Genomic DNA, 26,431 nt, shown 5'->3' with positions numbered 1-26,431 from the left:
TTTTTACAAAACTATTATACTAAACAAATACTATGGCAAAATCTGCGCTTTTAAAGTCATCTCTTGCAAAAAAATACTGGATGGCTCTTACAGGTTTATTTTTATGCTTGTTTTTGGCAGGTCACTTGGCTGGAAACCTTCAGTTAATTTTTGGTGATGCGTTACAATTCAACCAGTACGCGTTATTTATGACATCCAATCCGGCGGTAAAATTACTTTCTTATCTAACGTACTTTTCAATTTTATTCCATGCTTTCGATGGTTTTTTGTTAACGTATCAAAACGTTAAAGCAAGACCAATCGGGTATGCAAAAAACAATGCTTCGGCTAACAGTGGTTTTTCTTCCAGAAACATGGCGATTTTAGGAACGTTAATTTTGATTTTCATCGTTACACACATGGTGAACTTTTGGGCTAAAATGCATTTTGATAAAAAGATGCCAATTTATGCTACAACGGTTGAAGTAATGGGACAGAAGCAGGATTTGTATGTAACCACAAGCGGGTCGTATATTCCGGTAATGCAAGTAGCGAAAGATGCTAAAGAAGCGGAAGAAATGGGTGCTCAAATCTATATCGACCACGGTAAAGATTTTTACAACGCTCAGGCTAAAATTAAAGTGGGTGAAGGATACAAAGATTTACACAAAATTACCTTCGCATTTTTCCAACATCCAAAATACGGTTTAATTGCTACGATTTTATATGTATTGGCAATGGGGGTTTTGGCATTCCACTTATTGCACGGATTCCAGAGTGCGTTTCAATCGTTAGGAGTGAACAATAAATTCACACCGGCGATTAAAACTTTTGGAAAATTGTTTGCAGTAATCGTTCCGATTTTATTTGCAATCATCCCACTTTACATTCACTTTGTTAAATAATCAACCTCACTAAATTATGAAGTTAGATTCTAAAATACCAGAAGGTTCTATTTCCGAGAAATGGACCAATCATAAAAACCATTTAAAGCTTGTTGCACCAAACAACCGTCCAAAAATTGACGTGATTGTGGTTGGAACAGGATTAGCAGGTGCTTCGGCAGCCGCTTCTCTTGGAGAAATGGGTTACAATGTAAAAGCATTTTGTTTTCAGGATTCTCCGCGTCGTGCGCACTCGATTGCAGCGCAAGGAGGTATCAATGCAGCTAAAAATTACCAAAACGATGGGGATAGTACTTATCGTTTGTTCTACGATACAATTAAAGGAGGAGATTACCGTGCGCGTGAAGCAAACGTTCACCGTTTAGCGGAAGTTTCAGCTAACATCATCGACCAGTGTGTGGCGCAAGGTGTTCCGTTTGCTCGTGATTACGGCGGATTGTTGGACAACCGTTCGTTCGGAGGTACTCAGGTACAACGTACGTTTTATGCGGCAGGTCAAACTGGGCAGCAGTTGTTGTTAGGAGCGTATTCGGCTTTATCAAGACAAATCGGTTTAGGACGTGTGCAAATGTTCAACCGTCACGAAATGTTAGACTTGGTAAAAGTTGATGGAAAAGCGCGTGGAATTATCGCTCGTAACTTGATTACTGGTGATATCGAAAGACATTCGGCACACGCTGTAATCATTGCTTCAGGAGGTTACGGAAACGTATATTTCCTTTCTACTAACGCCATGGGATCGAACGTAACGGCAGCGTGGAAAATCCACAAACAAGGAGCTTTCTTTGCTAACCCTTGTTATGTTCAGATTCACCCGACTTGTATTCCGGTACACGGAACGAATCAGTCGAAATTGACGTTGATGTCAGAATCATTGCGTAACTCAGGACGTATCTGGGTTCCGAAGAAAAAAGAAGATGCAGAAGCAATCCGTGCAGGGAAATTAAAACCGACACAAATTGCTGAAGAAGATAGAGATTACTACTTAGAAAGAAGATATCCTGCGTTTGGTAATTTGGTGCCGCGTGACGTAGCATCCAGAGCTGCAAAAGAGCGTTGTGATGCCGGTTTCGGAATCGAGGCTAATGACACTAACGAAGGCGTTTACTTAGATTTCTCTTCGGAAATTATTTCTAAAGGAAAACAGGCAGCTTACGCGAAAGGAAATCATCATCCTACCGACGCTGAAGTTACCGCTTTAGGAAAACAGTGGTTGGAAGAAAAATATGGTAACTTATTTACCATGTACCAAAAAATTACCAATGAAAACCCATACGAAACGCCAATGAAAATTTATCCGGCAGTTCACTATACTATGGGTGGTGTTTGGGTGGATTATAACTTACAAACGAACATTCCGGGATGTTTCGTAGCCGGAGAGGCGAACTTCTCAGACCACGGAGCGAACCGTTTGGGAGCTTCTGCTTTGATGCAAGGTCTGGCGGACGGATATTTCGTATTGCCTTACACCGTTTCTAACTATTTGGCTGATGAAATTCGTACCGGAACAATTTCTACGGATTTACCAGAATTCGTTGAAGCTGAAAATCGTGTGAACGAACAAATCAACATGTTCTTGAACAACAACGGAACCAAATCGGTTGATTATTTCCATAAAGCTTTAGGAAACATCATGTGGAACAAAGTAGGTATGGGACGTAACGAGCAAGGTTTGAAAGAAGCCGTTGCTGAAATCGATGCTTTACGTGCTGAATTCTACAAAGATGTTTATGTTCCGGGAAGTGCAGACGAATTGAACCCTGAATTAGAAAAAGTAATTCGTGTGGCGGATTTCATGGAATTAGGACAATTGATGGCGATGGATGCCTTACAGCGTAAAGAATCTTGCGGAGGTCACTTCCGTGAAGAGTACCAAGATGCTGAAGGAGAAACACTTCGTGACGATGAAAACTTCAAGTTCGTAGGTGCTTGGGAATACCAAGGCAGCGATATCAATAAAGAAGTACTTCACAAAGAAGAGTTGGTATACGAATACATCAAAATCGCAGCTAGAAATTATAAATAAGAATTAGTAAACAGTAATTAGTGGTCAGTAATTAGTAAGAGCGGAAAAACGAATTCCTAAATACTAACTCCTAACTACTTAAACAATAAAATTATGGCTTCTAAAAAGAACATCAATATAAACCTTAAAATCTGGCGTCAAAAAAACGCTAAGGTGAAAGGAAGTATGGAAACATACAAATTGGACAACGTTTCAACAGACAGTTCGTTCTTGGAAATGTTAGACCAATTGAACGAGCAATTAGTTAACGAAAGAAAAGAGCCGGTAGCGTTCGATCATGACTGTCGTGAGGGAATCTGCGGGATGTGTTCGTTGTATATCAACGGACGAGCACACGGACCAGACACCGGAATCACAACTTGTCAGTTGCACATGCGTATGTTCAATGACGGTGATACTATCTACGTTGAACCGTGGAGAAGTAAAGCATTCCCAGTAATCAAAGATTTAGTGGTAGACCGTTCAGCTTTTGACCGTATTCAGCAAGCGGGTGGTTTCGTTTCTGTAAATACTTCAGGAAGAACGATTGATGCTAATGCAACTCCGGTTCCTAAATCAGATGCAGACAAAGCGTTCGAAGCAGCAGCTTGTATCGGATGTGGTGCTTGTGTGGCGACTTGTAAAAACGGTTCAGCGATGTTGTTCGTGGGTGCAAAAGTGTCTCAGTATGCTTTGTTGCCGCAAGGACGTGTTGAAGCTACTGATCGCGTACTAAACATGGTGCGTCAGATGGACGAAGAAGGATTTGGAAACTGTACGAATACCGGAGCCTGTGAAATCGAATGTCCGAAAGGAATTTCATTAGAGAACATCGCTCGCATGAACAGAGAATACTTAAAAGCAAGTTTGAAATAAGCTTTTAATCGAATTTATGTGAAAACGCATCCGGCATAGTTGGATGCGTTTTTTGTTTTTACTATTTTTAACAAAACGTTTCTTTATGCAAATCTCGATTATCCAGGCGCCTCTTTTTTGGGAAAACCCCGAAGTCAACCGAAATTACTTTGCTGCTAAAATTCAAAATATTCCAGAAGAAACACTTTTAGTGGTTTTACCTGAGATGTTTACGTCCGGTTTTACCATGAATCCACATGAAGTAGCGGAAGATATGAATGGCGAAACAGTGCAATGGATGCAAGAAACTGCTCAACAACGCAATATTGCCATTATGGGAAGTATGGTTATTCGGGAACAGGATAACTACTTCAACAGAATGTTATTTGTTTTTCCGAATGGCGAAGTCGAGTATTATGACAAACGCCATTTGTTTTCCTTAGCCGGAGAACATAAGGTTTACACGAAAGGAACCGAACGCAAAATCATCAATTATTTGGGTTGGCGTATTGCTCCGTTTATTTGTTACGATTTACGTTTTCCAGTATTCTCCCGATTTAATGACGATTACGATTTGTTGATTTATGTAGCCAACTGGCCGCAACCGAGAATCCATGCTTGGGACACTTTATTGAAAGCCAGAGCTATTGAAAATATGACCTATGTAGTCGGTGTAAATCGAATTGGAGAAGACGAAAATGATAACAATTATCCGGGCCATTCCCAAATTATTGACTATTTAGGAAATTATATGGTAGAACCGTCTGAAAAAGAAATGGTTTTTTCCGTGCGTTTGGATAAAGAATTGATGTTAGCCAACCGCAACAAATTCGGTTTTTTAAAAGACCGCGACGGCTTTACTCTGTCAGAGTAAAAGGCTGTTCCACATCCCAATTGGCACGAACGTCAATTTCTTTTGGCAGGTAGATGACTTCTTCCGGCAAACGTTTTTCGAGATAGTTTCCGGTTGTCCATTCGCCGTTTTTATCATCGTCGTAAATCACGCGTAAGGTGTACATACGCGGTTCTATTGCTTCGAAATTAAATACGGTTTCTTTTTCCGAATATTTGGACAGAATCACCGTTTCTTTGTTATCCAACAATTCTACAATCACCGGAAAGCGGTTTACGTTTTCCAACGTTACTTTCAAATTCCCGTAATCGGTTAGTTTTTTGGTATTCAGGTTGTAGGTAAGCGTGTCGTTTTGAGCTTCGTAAAAATCAGTAAACGCACCTGGCAGAGCAGTGATTTTGTATTTTTCACTTTCTTCGGTTTTGAAGTCAATTTGAATTTGCTGTTCAAAATCGAGATACTTGGTTGTGAAGGCAACTGCCGACGAATCTTTTTTAGTTACTGTAATTTTACTGTTGTCAATTTTAGTTATCGGGATGGATGCATTTACCGCAAAAACATCACTAAAATTAATGTTTCCGGATAGTTTTGCCTTGAACGAAAGCATGTCAACTGCCTTCATTTCTTTGATTTTAGTCACAAAGCGCTTGGAGTAATTTCCTTGTGTTACTTCCGTTTCCAATGAATCGACAGTAAGTTTAGGAAGCCATATTTGCAACGAATCTGTTTTAGGAAACTTGGTTACCAATACCGAAATATCTTGTGCGCCGTTTTTAACTTTAACCTGTGGTTTTTTAAGTGTTCCTTCGTAGCCTAAAAGCAATTTTTGGTTAGTCGCCTGAGCTGGTTTTACAGCTTTAAAAGCTACTTCTTCTTTGAATAAATCCAATCGGAATAAAGTATCGTTCGGAACTTGAATCGGTTTTTTGTAAAAGGCTATTTTGTCAGTTTTCGGACTGTATTTGAAATCGTTGTTCCCGTCTTTAAGAGCGATGACATGGTATTTTCCTTCTTTCAGATTTTCCAGGGTAAAGGTGGTAGCGCTGTCTAATGTATTGGTCACATAACGCGGTCGTTCTTTAAAAATCGTTGAATCGTTGAATGTCGCAGCTTCGTACAGTTGAATGTTGACAAAATTATCTACTTTCTTAGAACGGACATCTTTAATAACACCGCCAATTTTTAACGAATCGATATAATCGCCTGTTGAAAAAACGTATTTGAATTGGGAATACGGATTGCCTTCGTTGTTGTCGGTAATACTCTGTCCGAAGTTAAAACTATAAGTAGTATTCGGTAAAAGTGTATCGTTCAGTTTGATACTGATGAATTTGCTCGCGCTTCCCATGGGCGTGATGTACGGCGCATTCTTCATCGGTGGCGAAATGATTAGCTGTTTAGTGATGTCTTTCACCTTGATGTATTCGTCGAACGTGATTTTAATGAAATCGCCTTTAAAATTCGTGCTGAAATTTTTCGGAGCACTTTGTATCAATACCGGTGGAATAGTATCTTTTGGACCTCCGGAAATGGTGCCTCTTTTCGCACAACTGGTTAGGAATAAAGCGAATAGAAAAACGGTATAAACAAATTTTGACTTCAGCATCAGATCTCAAATTATGCCACAAAATAACGATTATATTTGTTGCGAATGAAATGTTTTTCCTAAAATTATGATTGCGCGTAAGCGATAGTCAGCACACTGATTTTAGCACCGGGAATTTTCAGCAAAGCTCTGCCGCAGTCCTGAAGTGTTGCTCCAGTGGTAATTACATCATCAATGAGCAGAAAATGTTTTCCATAATCGGTTTCAGAGAATTTCACGTCAAAAATGTCTTTGGTGGCTTCCGCCCGCCCGATAATGTTCTTTTGGGTTTGAGTTTTTGAATATTGAGTGCGGAATAAAATGTTTTCCAGATAGTTTTTCCCAGAGTTTGCCGCAAGTGCTTTTCCAAATGTCGTCACCTGATTATAACCGCGTTCTCGTAATTTTTTCGGATGAAGTGGAACAGGGATGATATAATCGACAGTTTTAAGAATGTGGTTTTGATTGATGTTTTCAGCGTACAAAGCACCGAAAAAATGGCCAACTTCTTCGGTACCTTTGTATTTTAAATTGTGAATTAGTTGTTGCGTTATTCCTTCTTTCTGAAAATAAACGATGGAAGAAGCGTGCTCCACCGGAAGTTTTCCGTAAAATTTCTTGAAGGTTTCGTTGTCCGGCTGCTGCAGATGATTGGTATAAGGCAATTCGTGTCGGCAGCGCAAACAAATAGTTTTTTCATTGCTGAGCAACAGGGTTTTACAGCCGTTGCACAAATTCGGAAAAAGGAGATTCAACAGATTTTTTAAGGCGTTCATCGATTATTTTTTTCTGTATGGTTTATAAAAGGTAGCTTCAATCATTAATTGTCTCAAATGCCACTAGGAAAACATATTAGTATCACATCCACCAGTGTTGGTTTTTTAATCATTGGGCTGTTAGTCATGTCCTTTAAGCTCTACATTGTAGAAAAGCAAAATGACAGCCTTAAAGATAAGCTAAGTTTAGAAAAAAACTTACATCAGAATCAAATATCTGAAATTTTAAAACGTTACGATTCCGTTAGCCGCTATGTCGGTCAAGGTAATTATGCTTCCGTTGAAAAAGTTGTCGCTGAGAATGTAAAAGCAAAACATCCTGAAGTTTTAGAAAAAGCAATTGCCAAAAAAGTACAGTTATCAGCCGTTAATCTTAATGTTAGAGGTGTGCGTATGGTTGGTAAGGATGTGGTAGAAACCAATAAATCATCCAAAATTGATCAGTTGCGTATCTGTTTTACCTTGCAACCCAATAAACTGATTCCGTCAGGATACAAAAAAATTAAGGTTGAATTGATCAATCCGAAAGGAAGGGTTATTAAGAATTCCGGAACGTCTGCTCGATTAATTAAAGAGATCTACTACGATCAAAGGCCTACTGATGGTTGTTTCTTCGTAAATCTGTACCAGCACGAATCTTTAGTTGGTACTTATTCCGTGCGTCTACTTGAAGGGGAGGATGTAATTGCGTCTACAAGCTACAAAATCAATTAAAAAACTGCTAAAAAGATACGTTTTGTGTTATTTTTTCACGACGTATTTTATACTTTTGTGCCACTATGGCAAAACAAGACGATTTATTTAAAAATGTAATTTCGCATGCAAAAGAGTACGGATTTATTTTTCCGTCGAGCGAAATTTATGATGGGTTAAGCGCAGTGTACGATTACGCGCAAAATGGTGTTGAATTAAAGAAAAACATCCGTGACTATTGGTGGAAATCGATGGTGCAGATGCATGAAAATATCGTCGGAATTGATGCCGCTATTTTTATGCACCCGACCACTTGGAAAGCGTCTGGTCACGTAGATGCCTTCAATGACCCATTGATTGACAACAAAGATTCCAAAAAAAGATACCGTGCCGATGTGTTAATTGAGGATTATGCCGAAAAAATAAACCAGAAAGCACAAAAAGAAATTGAAAAAGCAAAGGCTCGTTTTGGTGATGCTTTCGATGAAGCGCAATTTGTGGCAACCAACGAAAGAGTAAAAGGATATTTGGACCAAAAAAGTGCGATTCTGCAAAGAATGGCTAAAGGTTTAGATTCTGGAGATTTAGCCGATGTAAAAGCTTTAATCGAAGAGTTGGAAATCGCCTGTCCGGAATCAGGTTCAAAAAATTGGACGGAAGTACGTCAGTTCAACCTAATGTTCGGAACCAAATTAGGTGCTTCTGCAGATACCGCAATGGATTTGTATTTGCGTCCGGAAACAGCTCAAGGTATTTTCGTAAACTTCTTGAATGTTCAAAAAACGGGTCGTATGAAAGTACCGTTTGGTATTGCTCAGACTGGTAAAGCGTTCCGTAACGAGATTGTGGCGCGTCAGTTCATCTTCCGTATGCGCGAGTTCGAACAGATGGAAATGCAGTTTTTTGTGAAGCCTGGTGAAGAAATGAAATACTACGAGTATTGGAAAGAAACGCGTTTAAAATGGCATTTGTCGTTAGGTTTGGGAAGAGAAAACTACCGCTTCCATGACCATGAAAAATTAGCACATTATGCAAACGCTGCTGCCGATATCGAATTCAACTTCCCGTTTGGATTTAAAGAATTAGAAGGAATTCACTCCAGAACCGATTTCGATTTGAAAGCCCACGAAGAATTCTCCGGTAAAAAATTACAATATTTCGACACCGAAGAAAATAAAAATTACGTGCCATACGTAGTGGAAACTTCAGTAGGTTTGGATCGTATGTTCTTGGCAGTTTTCTCAAAAGCATTACAAGAAGAAACTTTGGAAGATGGTTCAACCAGAACGGTTTTACGTTTGCCTTCGGTTTTAGCGCCAACAAAAGCAGCTGTTTTACCATTAGTGAAAAAAGACGGTTTGCCAGAAGTTGCCAGACAAATCATTGAAGATTTGAAATGGGATTTCAATGTAGCTTATGATGAAAAAGATGCGGTAGGACGTCGTTACAGAAGACAAGACGCTTTAGGAACGCCTTTCTGTATCACGGTAGATCACCAAACTTTGGAAGATAAAACGGTTACAATTCGTCACCGTGATTCAATGCAGCAAGACCGTGTTGCCATTTCTGAATTAAGAGATATTATCAGCAATGAGGTTTCGGTTCGAAACTGGTTGATGAAGATGTAAATAAAAAGTAAAAGGCTTTCCGATTGGAAAGCCTTTTTTTATGCCTCTTCGCTCAAAGCATTCCAGCCTCTCGCTTTTAGTTCAATTTTTGTATTGGCTCTTGTCACCAAATGAATGCCTTCACTTTCTTGAGTCATGTGCCCGATTACCGTAAAATTCGGGTTGCCTTTGATTTTGTCGTAATCGTCCATTTTGATAGTGAACAGTAACTCGTAATCTTCGCCGCCATTGATGGCTACGGTGGTGCTGTCAATATTGAATTCTTCGCACACATTGATGAATTGCGGATCTAACGGTAATTTGTCTTCGTATACATTACACCCTACACCAGATTGTTTGCACAAATGCATGATTTCAGACGACAAACCATCAGAAATATCAATCATTGAAGTTGGTTTAATTTCCAATTTTTCAAGAATCTCACGAACATCGATTCTAGCTTCCGGTTTTAACTGACGTTCAATTAAATAAGTATAATTGTCCAAATCCGGTTGGTTGTTCGGATTCACTAAAAACACTTGTTTTTCACGTTCTAAAACTTGTAATCCCATATAAGCCGCTCCGATATCGCCTGAAATGACTAATAAATCGGTTGCGTTGGCGCCTTTTCGATACACGATTTCAGTTTCATCGGCTTCTCCCAAAGCGGTAATGGAAAGTAATAATCCGGTTTGTGATGAAGTAGTGTCACCACCAATTACATCCACATTATAAACTTTGGCAGCCAAGGCAATTCCGGTGTATAGTTCTTCCAAAGCTTCCAGAGGGAAACGATTGGAAACCGCCACAGAAACAGTGATTTGCGTCGGTTTTGCATTCATCGCACAGATATCCGATACGTTCACCGATACGGCTTTGTATCCTAAATGTTTTAAAGGCATGTAGGACAAATCGAAATGAACGCCTTCGATTAATAAATCTGTGGAAACGATCGTTTTTTTATTGCTAAAATCCAGAACGGCCGCATCATCACCAATTCCTTTTATAGTGGATGGTTGGGTGATTTCGAATTGTTGGGTTAAATGGTCAATCAAACCGAATTCGCCTAATTGGGCAATACTGGTACGTTGTTGGTTTTTATCTTCTATCATTTTTTTTAAAGTTACGAAGCTACAAAGTTATGGAGTGGCTAAGTTTAAGATAGCAAAGGTACAAAGTTTCAAAAGAAAACCCGATTACACTGTAATCGGGTTTTGAATTAGCGTTTCATGCTAAAGTGCGCTTTAAATTCTCTAGGTTCGCCATTGAGTTTGTAAAACACCTGAAACCAGTAATCGGTCGAAGGCAGCATTTCGCCATTGTATTTTCCGTCCCAACCTTTTCCGGATGGACTGATTTGTTTCAGCAGTTTGCCATAACGGTCGTAAATGTTAATATAAGAATCGGGTTGATCTGCCAAACTCTGTATATTCCAAAAATCATTTATCCCATCGTTATTTGGAGTAAAGAAGTTCGGATAACTTAATACGTTTACTGTTAGTTCTATTTTTCCGCAATTGGCTTTGGTGTCGTAAATGGATATGGTATACTCTCCTGCAAGTACATTGCTAAATACATTGCTGGTTTGTAAAGGGCCATCTTCCAATTGATACAGATATTCGCCATATCCGGCATCAATATTTACAGTAATGTCAATTACGTCTTCGAAGGCTCCGGATAATGTATAACTAGCAACCGCCACACTGGATTGTTCAATAGTTACCGTAGTAGATTCATAATTGCAATCAGCACCAGATTCCGGAGTAAGTTTGATGAAATCCACCGTATAGGTTCCTGCTTGACTTGCCGTGTAACTTAAACCGGTCCCCATTAGTGTTCCATTCAAGTACCATTCTGCATCGAATTGAGACGGGTTCAACCCTGTGTTAACAGTATGAGTGGTCTGTGCGGTATTGGTAATCGGATCCACACAAATAATACCTCCTGTTAACGTTAAATTGAGTAAAGGATAAACAGTGAAATTAAAGGATAACTCATCATTACAATTAGGATTGTTTGGCGCTGTTGCATAAACATAAACCGTATAATCACCAGCATTTGAAAAAGTATAATTGGCCGGTGAAATTAACCCCACGCCACCCGGACTAGAATAATAACCAATGTTGTAACTTACCGGTGGTAATGCTGGCAAGGTGTAACTTCCGCATTTATCACTAGGGAATGTCATAGTCGGTAATACCGGAGTATCGGAAACGGTAATGGTAAAGGATTTTTCTTCAATGCACGTTATCCCGAAGCGACCAGCATTAACCGCATAAACATAAATCGTGTCAGGGGTGTTCGAGGAAGTGAAGATTGTACCATTCGGAACCGGGTTAACACCATTGGGTTCATAAAAATACCCGATATTATAGTTGTCACTTGATTCCGGTGGGACATGTGTTAAAACTGGCAATGTATAACTATCGCAGGCAGCTATGTCGTCAAAATCAGGTAGATTGATACCGTTATAATATACCTGAAACGGTTTGTCAAAAACGCATCCTGTAGCCGGATCAATATTATACATATAAAAAAGATTATCGCTACTGAAGGTGTCACTTGCATTTACAACAGTTCCAGAACCGTTGGGACCATTAGGTGCAGTATAAACCGTTCCATTTATGGGTGTCGAAATGGTATAAGGCTGACATTCAATTCTATTGATTGGATCATCTGTTACAGGATAAGGTGTAATGCCAATGGTAAATGAACTTTCGTTAAAACAGAAGTTGGTATCAGGGCCATTATAAATCCAGTAGGTTCCCGGGGCTAAATTAATTCCGGACAAATCGATAAGCGAACCTGCAGGTATAGCTGTCTGACCTATAACTCCAGGGCCGCCTTGCAGTGTATAATAGGTTCCATTATTAAGTGTTGGTAAGATAAACTCTCCGCAATGTGTGCCACTAGGTATAGTATCCACTAATGGTAATGGATGAATGGTAATTTCAAAATGTAAATTCATAATCTCCGTACAGTTTGGGAACGATGTTGTAGGAGCGTGATAGTATACGGTTTGGGATGAAGTAATTGGCTCGGCTGGATCAATAGGGTTACCTCCACCATTTGGCGCATCAAAATAACCACCAACGGTAACCGGAGGTAAAGTGTAGCTGCCACATGCTTGTTGTGGAGTAAATAAATTGGTATCTATAATATTAACAACAAACGGATTTTCAGCAGTACAATACCAAGGATTGCCATAGTAATCGGTCGAAATAATTTGATTGTAAGCATAAATAGTTTGCGTTTGTGAAACAACATAACCAGGTGAAACAAAAACCTGTTGCGGTACTCCTGATGAAGAATCAATATAGTAGTATGTTCCGTTTGTAAGTGCTGGTAATGTATAAGAATCACAGGTTATTACATCGGCAGGGTCATCAACCAGCGGAATAGGATGAATGTTTATGGTGAACATGATGTCAATACAAGGTACATCATTCATTTCAGCATAATAAAAAATGTTTTGTGTGATGGTTGCTTGAGTAGTGTTGGTAAACTCAGTTCCAGTTGGTAATAAAGTTCCTCCTCCAGATGGACCTCCGGCAGCAGTATAAAAAGCGCCAATGCCGTACGGAGGTGCAGGAATACTAAAGGTGCCGCAATGGTCAAAAGAGGGTTCATATTCTTCAATAAAATAAGCTTCAAAGGAGGTTTGATTGGTACAGCCGTTGGCATCAGGGCCTGAAAAAATATAGTAAGTTCCGGATTCATCAATAACATCTCCCGGATTGTATTGCGTACCCGTGCCGTTTTGTCCGTTATAATAGGTTCCATTCGCGATGGTTGGTAAAGTATAACTGCTACATTCTACTACTATCGGATGCGAACTGACCAAAGGAAGCGGATTGATGTTAAAAGTGATTCCGGTTATGTCCGAACAATTAGGATTGGTTATATCCTGAACTAAAGCCCAAACATTGATGCTGGTTGTTCCGGCGGGAATGTTTAGAATTGTACCGATACTATTACTGGCTTGTTGGGCGTCGGTTAGCGAACTGTAAAAAGTAATGTTGAAATTGGAAGCAGGTTGTCCTAAAAGAATACCGTTGTTCAAATTGGAAAGATCAAATGTCTGTCCAAAATTACTGTCACAGATACTTGTTGTAAAATCCGGAGCAGAATTCACTGGGCTGGTAACAATCAAATCAAATGGATAAACGGCATCACAAAACTGATTGGTTTCCGTGTTGAAAATCTTAATATAAATGGTTTCGGCACCTGGGCTGGCATAATTCGACAAATTTCCTGCAGGAATTGGATTGTCTGATGCTACATCAGCCAAAGAAGCATAATAAAAAACATCGAATACACTATCATCAATAGCCAAACTCGCTTCATCATTTGTGCTCAGATTGAAAGAATAGGAAGCACTTCCTGTATTGCAAGTTTGTAAATTAACAGGATTGGTAACCAATAAATCATTGAAGACAACGGTGTCCGTCAGGAAACAAGTGCCTTTGGTGATGTTAACCGTGTATGTGCCAGGTTGGGTTACCGTGTAAGTAGGGGTAGTGATTCCGGTCGGGTTTCCGTTCATCAGCCATTCGTAAGTATAAGAATTGTCTAAGTTGGTGTCGAGTAGGGATTCATCACCCGTACAAATAATCCGATCATTTCCTAAATTGAAGGCGTTCTGAAAACTTCCGGCAGCTATAAAAACCGCAGAATCTACATCGGCATCACCATAATCCGCAATTACTAATTTTAAACGATAAGCGGTATTTGGTGTAACGGTAGAAAAAGCATTCAGCACAACCGTGTGACCTCTCATGTTTAAAGTAGAAGCTGCTGGGTTGTTTACATTATAAACGGAAAAGAGGTTTGGATTGGTAGAGCCGCAAGTATTATTATAAGCCGCATTTTTGATGTTTTTAACCGAAACCGGATTAGCTGTTCCCGGAACAACCGCCAGATTTGTTGTAACTCCGGTACTTAGATTTGTTAATTCGAAAGCAAAAATATCATTCGACAAACATTGGTACTGTCCGTATTCGTTGGAAGCAAATAGGAAATTAAAACTGAAAGCGCTCGAAACCGGCACAAAATCAAATTCTAAAAAAGCTAAGTCCAGCAAAGGTGTTGAGGTGCCACTACTAGTATTGCTCAAATTCTGGAGAAAAGTATCACTTCCGCCCCCAGATGCAGTTCCGCTTAGGTTGTTACCTGTGTAAGAGCCTTGTGTATGTGTGGCAGTTCCGCTTCTCAGGATGACGCCTTCCGTAATCGGAAAGGAAGAACCGTTTCGGTTAAAATAAGCGACCGATTGCGGTGAAGAAATCGATATATTCGAAACCTCCATACAAGAATTTCCCAGTAAAACAGAAACTAAATCGGAAGCAGAATTGCTAGTATCGTCTACAGTAATGGTTTGTGACTGGCCTATAAGACCAATAAGGAAAAACAATATGATATAAATTCTGCTCATAGAGATACTGAATAGGGCAAATTAAAGATACAAAATATAAGCTGTTAAACTAGGAATAAAATTTAATAAAAAAGCCCAATAACATAAGTAATTGGGCTTTTAATTTATTGTGATTTTCGTAATTAATCGTTCAATTTCAAAACGGCCATAAACGCCGATTGCGGAATCTCTACGTTTCCTACCTGACGCATACGTTTTTTACCGGCTTTCTGTTTTTCCAATAATTTACGTTTACGGGAAATATCTCCACCGTAACATTTTGCGGTTACGTCTTTACGCAAGGCTTTGATGGTTTCACGCGCGATGATTTTCGCACCAATTGCCGCCTGAATCGGAATGTCAAACTGTTGTCTCGGGATTAACTCACGCAATTTCTCACACATTTTTTTACCGATGTGATACGCATTGTCTTCGTGAATTAATGCTGATAAAGCATCCACGTTTTGACCGTTCAACAGTACATCCAAACGAACTAATTTAGAAGTACGCATACCAATCGGATGATAATCAAATGAAGCATAACCTTTAGAAACGGTTTTCAATCTATCGTAGAAGTCGAATACGATTTCCGCTAGCGGCATGTCGAAATTCAATTCCACACGTTCCGGCGTTAAGTAGGTTTGGTTGGTAATCTGTCCGCGTTTTTCGATACACAAACTCATTACGTTACCTACGAAATCTGATTTGGTAATGATAGTAGCTTTGATGAAAGGCTCTTCTACACGATCCAATTTCGAAGGTTCCGGTAAATCCGAAGGGTTGTTTACTACAAACGGTGTATCCGGATCTTTTTTGGTGTACGCTAAGTACGACACGTTGGGAACCGTTGTGATTACCGTCATGTCGAATTCACGCTCCAAACGCTCCTGAATGATTTCCATGTGTAGCATTCCTAAGAATCCGCATCGGAAACCAAATCCTAAAGCCGCTGAACTTTCCGCAGCAAATACAAGCGAAGCATCGTTCAATTGTAATTTTTCCATCGAAGCACGTAAATCCTCATAATCTTCGGTATCTACTGGATAGATTCCGGCGAATACCATTGGTTTTACGTCTTCGAATCCGTGAATCATATTGGTGGTTGGGGTTTTTGCGTCGGTTAACGTGTCACCCACTTTTACTTCTTTCGCTTCTTTAATACCCGAAATTAAATAGCCTACGTCTCCGGCAGAAATTACGTTTTTCGGTACCTGATTCAGTTTCAGTGTTCCAATTTCGTCTGCAAAATATTCGTTTCCGGTCGCCATGAATTTAATTTTCTGACCTTTTTTGATTTCTCCATTTTTCACACGGAAAATAACTTCAATACCTCGAAACGGATTGTAAACCGAGTCGAAAATCAATGCTTGAAGCGGTTCATCAGGATTGCCTTCCGGAGCCGGAATACGCTCTACAATGGCTTCTAAAATTTTATCAACACCAAACCCGGTTTTACCCGAAGCGTGGATAATGTCTTCCAGTTTACAACCTAATAAATCGATAATATCGTCACTTACTTCCTCAGGGTTTGCACTTGGTAAATCTACTTTGTTCAAAACCGGAATAATTTCCAAGTCATTCTCTAAAGCTAAATACAAGTTGGAAATGGTTTGTGCCTGAATACTTTGTGCTGCATCCACAATCAAAAGTGCGCCTTCGCAAGCCGCAATTGAACGGGAAACCTCATACGAGAAATCCACGTGTCCCGGAGTATCAATCAAATTCAGGATATATTGCTCACCTTTATAGGTGTACTCCATCTGAATCGCGTGACTCTTAATGGTAATCCCACGCTCGCGCTCCAAATCCATGTTGTCCAGCAACTGCGCTTTTTCTTCACGGGCCGTTACGGTTTGGGTTGCACCTAATAAACGGTCTGCCAACGTACTTTTACCGTGGTCAATGTGTGCAATAATGCAAAAGTTTCTTATTTTCTTCATCGTCGTTCTGTGTCTTTTTCAGGGCGTTCCCACAAGGGTCGGGTCTTCCGCTGTATCTTTTTAGTGACTTCGAGAGCCTCAGTCACCAAAAAGGATGCCGCTGCAACCCCTAACGCAAACCCACCTTAAAGGTAGGGAATTAATCGGCAAATATAGTTTAAATTCGTCAGTTTCAAAGCTTCATGAACACAAACAAAAGATACTTTTTACTTATCCCTTGTCCCTTTTAGCTTAAAAATCGTAATTTTGCCGCAAAATGCAGCAGGATGGTTAAGATTGGCAACATAGAATTACCCGATTTCCCTTTGTTACTCGCGCCTATGGAAGACGTGAGCGACCCACCGTTTCGTCGTTTGTGCAAACAGCACGGCGCCGATTTGATGTACTCGGAATTCATTTCCAGTGAAGGTTTAATCCGTGATGCTATGAAAAGCCGTAAAAAACTAGATATTTTTGATTACGAACGTCCGGTAGGAATTCAGATTTTTGGTGGTGATGAAGAAGCGATGGAAATGTCAGCCAAAATCGTGGAAACCGTTCAACCGGATTTAGTAGATATCAATTTCGGTTGTCCGGTAAAAAAGGTAGTCTGCAAAGGAGCGGGAGCCGGCGTTTTAAAAGATGTTGATTTGATGGTACGTTTAACTAAAGCGGTTATCAAAGGAACCAATCTTCCGGTAACGGTGAAAACCCGTTTGGGTTGGGATGAAAGCTCTATCAATATTGATGAGGTTGCCGAACGCTTGCAGGATGTTGGGGTGCAGGCTTTAACGATACACGCGCGTACCAGAGCTCAAATGTACAAAGGCCATTCCGATTGGTCGCACATCCAAAGAGTAAAAGAAAATCCGAGAATTACCATGCCGATTTTCGGTAACGGCGACATCGATTCCCCAGAAAAAGCCTTAGAATACAAAAATAAGTATGGTCTTGATGGTATGATGATTGGTCGTGCTGCGATTGGTTATCCGTGGATTTTCGACGAAATCAAACATTACTTCAAAACCGGAGAATTGTTAGCGCCACCCGATATGGAAGCCCGAATTCAAGCCGCCCAAAACCACTTGAACTGGTCGATGGAATGGAAAGGAGAACATGTAGGTATTGTGGAAATGCGTCGTCATTACACCAATTACTTTAAAGGTATTCACGGTTTCAAGGAATACAAACAAAAATTAGTAACCACGAACGAAGCGGAAAATTTAGCGAAGGTTTTTGAGGAAATCCGTGAGGTGTATTCCGATTATCAGTTTGTGTAAAGTATAATTTAAAATAATAAAAATCCGTCTGGTTTAGAATCAGACGGATTTTTTTATGAATTGAATAGCAGTTGTGCTAAAATTTTATTTTTATTTGTTTAACACAAAAACTGTTGCAAATTTTTTTAAAATTTCAGTTTGCAACAAAAGCTGTTGCATTTATTGAAAAATATTTTATTTGCAACGGATCTGAAATCGCGTTGCTGGATTCTGAAAACAACCAATAGAAAATGAAAATAAAATCCTATGTTTGCCAACAATTTTGCAAGCCTCATTTTTAAGAAACTTGTTGATAACAAGGAAACACCATAAACACTAATTAATTTTATGAAAAAACTATTTACAGTATTTTGTTTTAGCCTTTGGGCTACTGTTTTTAACGCACAGGAAATTCCGAACACGATTAAAAAGAGCGATGTTTTTAAAGATGAATACAAACATTCGTCTATCGCTTTGGTGGAAGATGATGGTAAAGACGGCGTATTTATTGCTCGAAGCTATGCTGGAGGAATGTTTTCTTCCGGAGCCGGATACTATTTTGAGCATTACGATTCTAATCTGAAACTGATAAAAGAATATGAATACCAAATGAAACGATCTGATGTTGAAAAATGGGGATCGATTTTAGGAATAGTCATGAATGGCGACCAGGTTAGTTTAATTGACTTTTTGTACAATACTCAAGAGAAGGCTTTTGTTTGTTCTGCTCTGACTTCTAACATCAGCAGTTTTAATTTTGAGAAAAAAGAGCTTTTCAGAATTGCTTATAGTGATGTTATGAAATCGCAATGGTTTGGAAGCAATCAATTTGACGGCGATTCGGGAGCTAATTTCATGATTAATGAAGACAAGACGGCTTTTGCGATTACCGTTGATATCAAAAACAAAGATGCTGAAACGCATAAAATATACCTGTTCGACAAGCAACTGAACAAAAGAATTGATTACGACTTTAAACGTGAAATTAAGGACAAAAAGTTCATCTACGAGAATATCGATGTGTCTAAAGACGGGAACAACTTGTATCTTTTAGGGAAAGTTTATACTGAGGAGAAAAAGAAGAAAAAAGAAGGTGGAAAATACCAGTATGAATTGACCAGAATAAGCAATGAAGGTCAGGCGACTCAGATTTTTGACACTGATGAACATTTTGCAGGCTCTTTGAAAACGGTAATTTTTGAAGATAAATTAACTTGTTTGGGTTTCTATTCGGACAAGAAAGATTATCGTTATAAAGGAATAAGCTATTTTGAGTTGGATCCGATTTCACTGGCAATCCGCAAATCGAAGTACAATCCGTTTACGGAGCAGTTTATGGTGGATAAGTACGGAAAAAACAAAGATAAAGAGTTGAAAAACCTTTCTTTTAGAGGATTGTTGATTACCGAGCAAAACGAAATTGTTTTCAATGCGGAAGAATATTATATGACTACACACTATCATATGAGTCCTAACGGGGGAGGCGGAACCTATACGTATGTTTATCATTATGACGATATTGTTAGTGCTAAAATCGCTTCAGATGGAAGTATTTTATGGGCAAGAAACATTAACAAGCGCCAGGCAACCGGCGGAAGCGATGCATATATTTCGTACACGTCAACGGTAAAAGGCAACGATACGTTCTTTTTTATCAACACGGGAGAAAAAGTAAAAAAATTGAGCAATGACCGAATTCAGTTCGGGCAGACCAGCACCAAACGTTCCAACCTTAACGTAATCAGAATTACACCGGACGGTAATTTCAGCTTTCAGGAAATTTTGGACGACAAGGATAATGAGGTTCCGTTCATGGTTTCTGATGGAGCGGTTTCTAAAAACTCCGTGTACTTCATCGGACGAAAAGGAAAGAAAAAACAGTTGCTGAAAGTGACTTTATAGTAAATAAAAAGCCGGAAACATTTTCCGGCTTTTTTTATGTTGTTTACACTTCCACTTTCTTCCACTTCCCCTTGCGATACAACACAATACTCGCTAAAGTAATTGCTGTTTCTGCAATCGGAATAGCTAAGAATACACCTGTAGGTCCCATTTTAAAATACTTCGCCAGCAAATACGCCAACGGAATCTGAAACAGCCAAAATCCGAAGAAGTTCACTTTGGTAGGCGTCCAAGTATCGCCAGCTCCGTTGAAAGTATTAATCAGTACCATGCCGATACCGTAGAAAATATAGCCGAGACTCATAATCTGTAACGCCTGAACGGCAATATCCCGAACTGTTGCGTCATTGGTGAAAAACGAAATCACTAAATTCCCGAACACCAAACAGAATACCATAATGGTCGCCATAAAAATGACATTGTATTTTGCGGTGGTAAAGACTGATTTTTCGGCACGTTCCACTTGTTTGGCGCCTAAATTCTGCCCGACCAAAGTTGCTGCAGCATTACTCAATCCCCAAGCCGGAAGAATGAAAAACATCATAATTCGCAAAGCGGTCTGATAGCCTGCTGAGCCTTCATCACCTCCGGTTGTCGCTACCAATTGCGCTAAGAAAATCCAGCTGCACGAAGCGATTACGAATTGCAAAACACCTGGTGCGGCAATTTTAACGATGTTGCGAATCTGTTCCCAATCCGGAATGAAATGTGATACGACAATTTTCAAAATTCCTTTGCCGTTAAACAAATGGTACAATTGGTACAAAACCCCGATGCTGCGTCCGGTAGTTGTGGCAATCGCAGCGCCAACTAAGCCAAAAGCAGGAATCGGTCCTAAGCCGTTGATGAAAATCGGACATAAAATAATATTACAGAGATTGGCCAACCACAAACTGCGCATGGCAATCGCTGCATTTCCGGCACCTCTGAAAATTCCGTTGATTAGAAATAGGAGCATGATGCACAAACTTCCGCCCATCATGATGCGGGTGAAATTCACGCCATAATCGGCAGCTTCCGGTGAAGCGCCCATAAGCAGTAAAATTTCTTTAGCATAAATAAAACCAAAAATGCTGATGAGCGTGTTTACGGCAAAGGCAATAAGAATCGCCTGCATTCCGGCTTTGGCTGCTGCTTCCGGATTTTTTTCTCCGATTCTTCGCGCTACTACGGCAGTGGCGGCCATACTGATACCAATCGCCAAAGAATAAATTATGGTTAAAACGGATTCGGTAAGCCCAACGGTTTGAATCGCAAAACTGCTGTGTTCCAAATGGCCTACGAAATACAAATCCACTAAGGCGAAAACGGATTCCATCATCATCTCCAAGACCATCGGAATGGCTAAAAGGATTACGGCTTTTTTGATGCTTCCGCTGGTATAATCGAAACTTTCGTCCCCTTTAACTGCAGTTTTGATAGTTGAAAAAATGCGTGAAAATGTATTGTTAGAAGAAGTTGCTTCTGTCATGATAAATAAGGATAATAAATTAATACTGCCGAACAAGTTGTCGGATAAAAGAGAAATGTCCTATCTATCTTCCTGATATCATTAGGACGCGACAAAAACAATCATGGGCGTTCTTTTATAAAGGCAAATATAAAATTAATTTCAATCGGAAAATTAATCCAGAAGATTTTTGTTGACACGGCTCGAAGCAATCCAGGAAGCTAAAAAACCTAAAATGAGTATGGTGCCAAATACCAATATGATGTTGGTCAATCGGAATTCAATCGGGTAAGCCATAGAAGGCGTAATCATAATTAAAGCAAAATGCTGTTGCAGTAATACGAAGCCGATTCCCAACAGCAAACCGATAATACCGCCACAAACGGAAAGCAAAAGCCCTTGAAATAAGAATATTTTACGCAAATCACGAAGATCACTACCCAAATTGAATAAGGTTTTTAAGTTGGCTTTTTTGTCTAAAATCATCATGATTAAAGCTCCGATGAGGTTGAAAAGTGCCACGATGATAACCAATGTGAAAATCAGATAAATAGCAATGTTTTCGGTGTTCAGCATTTTGTGCAGGCTGTCGTTTAAAGAAGCTCGGGTTTTTACAGCAACCTTGTTTTTAAATACTGTTTCCAGTTCAGCAATGGCTTTACTTTCCGAGGCATTTGGTTTCAATTGGAATTCGATGGCTGAAACCTGATTGGATTGGTATTGCAGCAATTCCTGAACTAAATTCAAATTGGCAAAAACATATTTTTTATCCAAATCGTCATTGATGGCGTAAATGCCAATAGGTGTCAGAAACGACTCGTTGAAGGCTTCTTCCGGATTGTCAATCGGTCCTTTTCCGGGTTTCGGTACAAAAACCTGTAAGGCATTGTTGAAATCGAATAGCCCCATGGAAAGCTTGTGGGCAATGCCATAACCGGCGACCACTTGCGACGTATTGGGTTGAATCCATTGTCCGGCATAGATTTTTTTGTCGAAATGACTTACTTTGGTGTAGTCAGTATCAACACCTTTTAAGTAAGCGACTTCCTGTTTTTCGCTAAACGAAAAGAGTACCCGCTCTTCAATAATTTTGCTGTAAACGGCAATGTTTTCCGATTTTTTTAGTGCGGATTCCTGATTTGGGGTGATGAGAAACGATTTTCCTTCCGTCGGGAATGCTTTTAAATCTGGGTCTGTATCGTTGGCAAAAGAAAGGCTGAAGGTGCGCAAGCCACTAAACACAGAAAGCACCACAAATAAAGCCATGGCACTTACCATAATTCCAACAGCGGCAATACCGGTTATAATGTTAATCGCAGTGCTTTTGCTGAAACTAACAGTATACCGACGCGCTATGTAGAACGGAAAATTCAAGTTTAGGATTTCTTTCTTCGGGCTAGTAAATCGCGATTTTCAATTGGGTTTTCTTCCCCTTTTAAAGCATTGTCAATTTGTTCAATATAATCTAATGAATCATCAATATAAAAAATTAGATTCGGAACTCGACGCAATTGTTGTTTTACGCGTTGTGCCAAATCGTGTTTGATTAATGGCGTATTGGTTTTGATGGCTTCCAAAAGTTCCGGGCCTTTATCCGTAGGGAAAACGCTCAAATATACTTTGGCAATCGATAAATCGGTCGTTACATTTACCTTAGAAACAGAGATAATCAAATTGCTGATGCCGTTTTTACGTACTTCACCCTGTAAAATATCCACCAAATCTTCTTGTAAAAGCGTTCCTATTTTTTTTTGTCTGTTTGTTTCCATGATGCAAAAGTACAATTTTTTTGAGTAGCTCGGTTTTTGGTGGTGTTTTTTGGTTTCTTTGGGAAAACTTTTCGAAATTTGTCACTCAATACTATATAATATGAGAAAGATTGAACATATCGGGATTGCGGTTAAAGATTTAAAAGCATCTAATTTGCTTTTTGAAAAATTATTCGGAGCTCCGGCCTATAAAGAGGAAGAAGTTGCCAGTGAAGGTGTAAAAACCTCTTTTTTTATGAATGGACCTAATAAAATAGAACTGTTAGAAGCCACTAATTCGGATAGTCCTATTGCAAAATTTATTGAGAAGAAAGGTGAAGGAATCCATCACATTGCTTTTGATGTGGAAGATATCGTTTCTGAAATCGAACGTTTGAAAAATGAAGGTTTTGTAGTTTTGAATGAAACCCCAAAAAAAGGAGCAGATAACAAACTGGTTGCGTTCCTACATCCAAAAGGCACTAACGGGGTATTGGTAGAACTTTGTCAAGAAATATCAAATTAATTTTTGCGTAAACGAAAAATAGTCTTAATATTGCACCCTCAAATAGAGTTAGCTCTGTTTTAGACTTTAAAATTCGTTTTGAAGTTACGGTCCTATAGCTCAGTTGGTTAGAGCACCTGACTCATAATCAGGTGGTCCCTGGTTCGAGCCCAGGTGGGACCACAAGAATTTGTTCTTGATATTATTTTAAGAGTTTTCGATTTTGTTTAGACAAAATCAAATTAAGAAAAAATTAAGATTTTTTTTGAAAGAATGTTGTTTTATAAAAAAATCTTTCTATTTTCGTGTGTGGTCGTTTTTTTTGTAACGACAAACGTAAGTTTTTATTCTGCAAAACTTTAAATAATTATTAAATCTGGATAAAGATTTGGTTTTTTGTTTTGCTGGAAATTAAATATTTATAATTTTGAACCCATGAAAAGTGCCCTAATTAAAAAAATAATGTTTGGAGCGGTTTTATTAAACAGCGTTGTAATGTTCTCTCAAGAGGAGCCGCCAACACCGCCGCCGCCAACACCTCCACCAGGTTTGCCTATCGATTCAGGTATTGCTTTGTTGGTTGTAGGGGCAATTGCATTAGCATTTTATTATAAAAGTATAACTACAAAAAAGGCTTCCAATTAATCGGAAGCCTTTTTTTATTTTCTTAATTCGTTAAGTCGAGCGACATATTTTCCGACTACATCAAATTCCAAATTGATTTTTGTTCCCACCTTGAAGTTTTTAAAGTTGGTATGTTCTAAGGTGTAAGGGATAATAGCGACACTGAACTCGTTTTCTTTTGAATTTACTACCGTCAAACTAACTCCATTCACAGTAATCGATCCTTTTTCAATGGTTATATTGTTGTGAGTTTTGTCGTATTCAAACGTAAAATAAATACTTCCGTTGGCATCTTCAATATTTTTACAAATTCCGGTTTGATCCACATGTCCTTGAACAATATGGCCGTCTAAGCGATCGCCTAGTTTCATGGCGCGTTCCAAATTGACCATGTCGCCGGTATTCCAATCGCTTAAATTGGTTTTGTCAATAGTTTCCTTTATGGCGGTAACCGTATAGAAATTGTTCTGAATTGCTACCACAGTCAAACAGATACCATTGTGCGCTACACTTTGGTCTATTTTTAATTCAGGAGTGATGGAAGATTCGATGGTGACATGAATGTTGTCGTGCTCTTTTCGAATGTCTTGAATGGTTCCGAGAGTTTCAATGATTCCGGTAAACATAACTAGATTTATTTTGCTAAATTTGCACTTCAAAAATAGCAATAAATAACGAATCGGCATGGTTAAAAAAGCAGAGAATATTATAGTCGGAATTTCGGTTGGCGATTTAAACGGTATCGGGGCAGAGGTAATTCTGAAAACCTTTGAAGATTCCCGCATGCTTGAATTGTGTACGCCGGTTATTTTTGCAAACGTTAAGATTTTGTCGTTCATTAAGAAGAATCTGAATTTAGAATCGCCGGTTCACGGAATCGATAAATTAGATCAGTTGCTTCACGGGAAAATCAATGTGTTGAATGTGTGGCGCGAAGGCGTGAATCTAGAGTTCGGTGTAAATGATGAAAATGTTGGCAAATACGCCATCAAATCTTTTGTGGCAGCTACTCAAGCGTTAAAAGAGGGTTTGGTAGATGTTTTGGTAACCGCTCCTATTAATAAGTATAATATTCAATCGGAAGACTTTGCTTTTCCAGGCCATACAGATTATCTGCATCAGGAATTGGAAGGTGATGCGCTGATGTTGATGGTTCAGGATAATTTAAAAGTTGGTCTATTAACCGATCACGTTCCTGTGAATGAAGTGTCCAAACACTTAACGGAGGCTTTGATTCGCACTAAGATTGAAACGATTAACAAAACGCTGGTTCAGGATTTTTCAATTCGCAAACCAAGAATTGCAGTATTAGGCTTGAATCCGCATTGTGGTGATAATGGTGTGATTGGAAAAGAAGACGAAGAAGTTATCAAACCGGCTTTGAAAAAATTGTTTGAAGATGGTGTGATGGTTTTCGGACCGTTTTCGGCAGACAGCTTCTTCGGCAGTGGGCAATATGAAAAATACGATGCGGTAATTGCGGCGTATCACGATCAAGGACTGATTCCGTTCAAAACCTTGTCATTTGGTAAAGGAGTGAACTATACGGCAGGTTTGGATAAAATCAGAACCTCGCCCGATCACGGAACAGCATATGAAATTGCGGGAAAAGGTGAAGCGGATTTTAATTCATTTAAAGAGGCAGTTTATTTGGCTATCGATGTGTTCAATAATCGAAATGAGCATAACGAACTGATTAAAAATCCTTTGAAAACCAAACAAAAACAGTTATAAACAAAAAAATGTTTACAACTCGTTTGAATTTACAATAATTTTATATCTTTGCACGCTCAAAACTGTTGTTATGAATATTGAGAAAGATTTTTTAATTCCGTTTGTCGGGTTAAAACAAGGGAAACACCAGTTTGATTATCAGATTGATAAAAAGTTCTTTGAAGCGTACAACTTCGACGAATACAATGATGTAAACGTAAAAGTTGATTTGGTTTTAGATAAAAAAAGCACCTTGCTGGAGCTGGCCTTCAAACACAAAGGAACGGTAAATGTACCTTGTGATTTGACAGGAGAAGAATTTGATCAGCCGATTAAAGGAAAACTGAATTTGATTGTAAAATTTGGTGACACTTTTAATAATGAGAATGAAGAAATTTTAGTCATTCCTCATGGCGAATATCAGATTGATGTAGCGCAGTATATTTACGAGATGATTGTATTGTCGGTGCCTTCCAAGCGCGTGCATCCGGGTGTAAAAGACGGAACACTGCAATCGGAAGCAATCGAAAAACTGAATGAATTGGCGCCAAAAGAACAGGTGAAAGAAAAAGAAGAAGAAGAGAATACAGATCCCCGATGGGATAAATTAAAACAACTATTAACGGATAAATAATATAGT

21 protein-coding genes and 1 tRNA gene are annotated in these 26,431 nt (G+C 39.2%); 13 read left to right on the top strand and 9 right to left on the bottom strand.

The features are described from left to right. Positions 1 to 32 precede the first annotated feature (32 nt). From RUH60_RS06660 to RUH60_RS06645, 4 genes are all read left to right on the top strand, one after another. Complete coding sequence (locus RUH60_RS06660; protein ID WP_313806658.1) at positions 33 to 884, top strand: succinate dehydrogenase cytochrome b subunit; 852 nt, start codon at positions 33 to 35, stop codon at positions 882 to 884. Positions 885 to 900: 16 nt separating this feature from the next. Continuing rightward, positions 901 to 2,910, top strand: a complete 2,010-nt coding sequence (locus RUH60_RS06655) for a fumarate reductase/succinate dehydrogenase flavoprotein subunit (RefSeq protein WP_313806656.1) — start codon at positions 901 to 903, stop codon at positions 2,908 to 2,910. A 93-nt stretch (positions 2,911 to 3,003) separates the two neighbouring features. Next, on the top strand, positions 3,004 to 3,765 hold the full coding sequence (locus RUH60_RS06650) for a succinate dehydrogenase/fumarate reductase iron-sulfur subunit (RefSeq protein WP_313806655.1): 762 nt from the start codon (positions 3,004 to 3,006) through the stop codon (positions 3,763 to 3,765). Between the two features lie 85 nt (positions 3,766 to 3,850). Then, positions 3,851 to 4,618, top strand: a complete 768-nt coding sequence (locus RUH60_RS06645) for an amidohydrolase (protein WP_313806653.1) — start codon at positions 3,851 to 3,853, stop codon at positions 4,616 to 4,618. On the opposite strand, the gene RUH60_RS06640 is transcribed toward RUH60_RS06645, so the two are convergent. Next, a complete protein-coding gene (locus RUH60_RS06640; RefSeq protein ID WP_313806651.1) occupies positions 4,602 to 6,203 on the bottom strand; it encodes an Ig-like domain-containing protein in 1,602 nt (533 codons plus the stop codon). The genes RUH60_RS06645 and RUH60_RS06640 overlap by 17 nt on opposite strands. A 65-nt stretch (positions 6,204 to 6,268) precedes the next feature. Continuing rightward, complete coding sequence (locus tag RUH60_RS06635; RefSeq protein ID WP_313806649.1) at positions 6,269 to 6,958, bottom strand: ComF family protein; 690 nt, start codon at positions 6,956 to 6,958, stop codon at positions 6,269 to 6,271. A gap of 126 nt (positions 6,959 to 7,084) precedes the next feature. On the opposite strand from RUH60_RS06635, the gene RUH60_RS06630 reads away from it, so the two are divergent. Together RUH60_RS06630 and RUH60_RS06625 are read left to right on the top strand one after the other, a co-directional pair. Continuing rightward, complete coding sequence (locus RUH60_RS06630) at positions 7,085 to 7,672, top strand: hypothetical protein (RefSeq protein ID WP_313806647.1); 588 nt, start codon at positions 7,085 to 7,087, stop codon at positions 7,670 to 7,672. A gap of 65 nt (positions 7,673 to 7,737) precedes the next feature. Then, positions 7,738 to 9,279 carry a glycine--tRNA ligase gene (locus tag RUH60_RS06625; RefSeq protein WP_313806645.1) on the top strand — a complete coding sequence of 514 codons (1,542 nt, stop codon included), beginning with the start codon at positions 7,738 to 7,740 and terminating at the stop codon, positions 9,277 to 9,279. A gap of 38 nt (positions 9,280 to 9,317) precedes the next feature. On the opposite strand, the gene thiL is transcribed toward RUH60_RS06625, so the two are convergent. The 3 genes from thiL to lepA all read right to left on the bottom strand — a co-directional run bounded on the left by thiL (position 9,318) and on the right by lepA (position 16,611). Next, positions 9,318 to 10,370 (bottom strand): thiamine-phosphate kinase, encoded by a 1,053-nt coding sequence (thiL, locus tag RUH60_RS06620; protein ID WP_313806643.1) that lies wholly within the window; start codon positions 10,368 to 10,370, stop codon positions 9,318 to 9,320. 107 nt (positions 10,371 to 10,477) lie between these two features. Continuing rightward, entirely contained in the window at positions 10,478 to 14,692 is a 4,215-nt protein-coding gene (locus tag RUH60_RS06615; RefSeq protein ID WP_313806641.1) for a choice-of-anchor L domain-containing protein, read from the bottom strand. Between the two features lie 122 nt (positions 14,693 to 14,814). Continuing rightward, a complete protein-coding gene (lepA, locus tag RUH60_RS06610; protein ID WP_313806639.1) occupies positions 14,815 to 16,611 on the bottom strand; it encodes a translation elongation factor 4 in 1,797 nt (598 codons plus the stop codon). Positions 16,612 to 16,877: 266 nt separating this feature from the next. On the opposite strand from lepA, the gene dusB reads away from it, so the two are divergent. Together dusB and RUH60_RS06600 are read left to right on the top strand one after the other, a co-directional pair. Then, positions 16,878 to 17,870, top strand: a complete 993-nt coding sequence (dusB, locus tag RUH60_RS06605; RefSeq protein WP_313806637.1) for a tRNA dihydrouridine synthase DusB — start codon at positions 16,878 to 16,880, stop codon at positions 17,868 to 17,870. A gap of 327 nt (positions 17,871 to 18,197) precedes the next feature. After that, on the top strand, positions 18,198 to 19,751 hold the full coding sequence (locus tag RUH60_RS06600; protein ID WP_313806635.1) for a hypothetical protein: 1,554 nt from the start codon (positions 18,198 to 18,200) through the stop codon (positions 19,749 to 19,751). Positions 19,752 to 19,794: 43 nt separating this feature from the next. Here the strand turns inward: RUH60_RS06600 and RUH60_RS06595 are convergent, their stop codons facing one another. The 3 genes from RUH60_RS06595 to rbfA form a co-directional block, all read right to left on the bottom strand. Next, positions 19,795 to 21,222, bottom strand: coding sequence for an MATE family efflux transporter (locus RUH60_RS06595; protein ID WP_313806633.1), 1,428 nt, complete (start codon positions 21,220 to 21,222; stop codon positions 19,795 to 19,797). Positions 21,223 to 21,375: 153 nt separating this feature from the next. Continuing rightward, positions 21,376 to 22,575 carry an ABC transporter permease gene (locus tag RUH60_RS06590; protein ID WP_313806631.1) on the bottom strand — a complete coding sequence of 400 codons (1,200 nt, stop codon included), beginning with the start codon at positions 22,573 to 22,575 and terminating at the stop codon, positions 21,376 to 21,378. Between the two features lie 2 nt (positions 22,576 to 22,577). After that, on the bottom strand, positions 22,578 to 22,970 hold the full coding sequence (gene rbfA, locus RUH60_RS06585) for a 30S ribosome-binding factor RbfA (RefSeq protein ID WP_313806629.1): 393 nt from the start codon (positions 22,968 to 22,970) through the stop codon (positions 22,578 to 22,580). Positions 22,971 to 23,070: 100 nt separating this feature from the next. Here rbfA and mce point away from each other — a divergent pair, with 100 nt between their 5' ends. The 3 genes from mce to RUH60_RS06570 all read left to right on the top strand — a co-directional run bounded on the left by mce (position 23,071) and on the right by RUH60_RS06570 (position 24,099). After that, a complete protein-coding gene (gene mce / locus RUH60_RS06580) occupies positions 23,071 to 23,475 on the top strand; it encodes a methylmalonyl-CoA epimerase (protein WP_313806627.1) in 405 nt (134 codons plus the stop codon). An 88-nt stretch (positions 23,476 to 23,563) separates the two neighbouring features. Next, positions 23,564 to 23,637 (top strand) — tRNA-Ile (locus RUH60_RS06575). A 252-nt stretch (positions 23,638 to 23,889) separates the two neighbouring features. Beyond that, a complete protein-coding gene (locus RUH60_RS06570) occupies positions 23,890 to 24,099 on the top strand; it encodes a hypothetical protein (protein WP_313806625.1) in 210 nt (69 codons plus the stop codon). A 14-nt stretch (positions 24,100 to 24,113) separates the two neighbouring features. Here RUH60_RS06570 and RUH60_RS06565 read toward each other — a convergent pair whose 3' ends face one another. After that, entirely contained in the window at positions 24,114 to 24,704 is a 591-nt protein-coding gene (locus RUH60_RS06565) for a riboflavin synthase (protein ID WP_313806623.1), read from the bottom strand. 58 nt (positions 24,705 to 24,762) lie between these two features. Here RUH60_RS06565 and pdxA point away from each other — a divergent pair, with 58 nt between their 5' ends. Both pdxA and RUH60_RS06555 read left to right on the top strand, forming a co-directional pair. Beyond that, complete coding sequence (pdxA, locus tag RUH60_RS06560; protein ID WP_313806621.1) at positions 24,763 to 25,812, top strand: 4-hydroxythreonine-4-phosphate dehydrogenase PdxA; 1,050 nt, start codon at positions 24,763 to 24,765, stop codon at positions 25,810 to 25,812. A 70-nt stretch (positions 25,813 to 25,882) separates the two neighbouring features. Then, positions 25,883 to 26,425 (top strand): DUF177 domain-containing protein, encoded by a 543-nt coding sequence (locus RUH60_RS06555; RefSeq protein WP_313806619.1) that lies wholly within the window; start codon positions 25,883 to 25,885, stop codon positions 26,423 to 26,425. The last annotated feature ends 6 nt before the right edge of the window (positions 26,426 to 26,431 follow it).

The sequence above is a fragment of the Flavobacterium sp. genome (assembly GCF_032153895.1).
Taxonomy (GTDB): Bacteria; Bacteroidota; Bacteroidia; order Flavobacteriales; family Flavobacteriaceae; genus Flavobacterium.
Note: the sequence above shows the minus strand (reverse complement) of the source record. Positions and strands in the feature narration are given on the sequence as shown.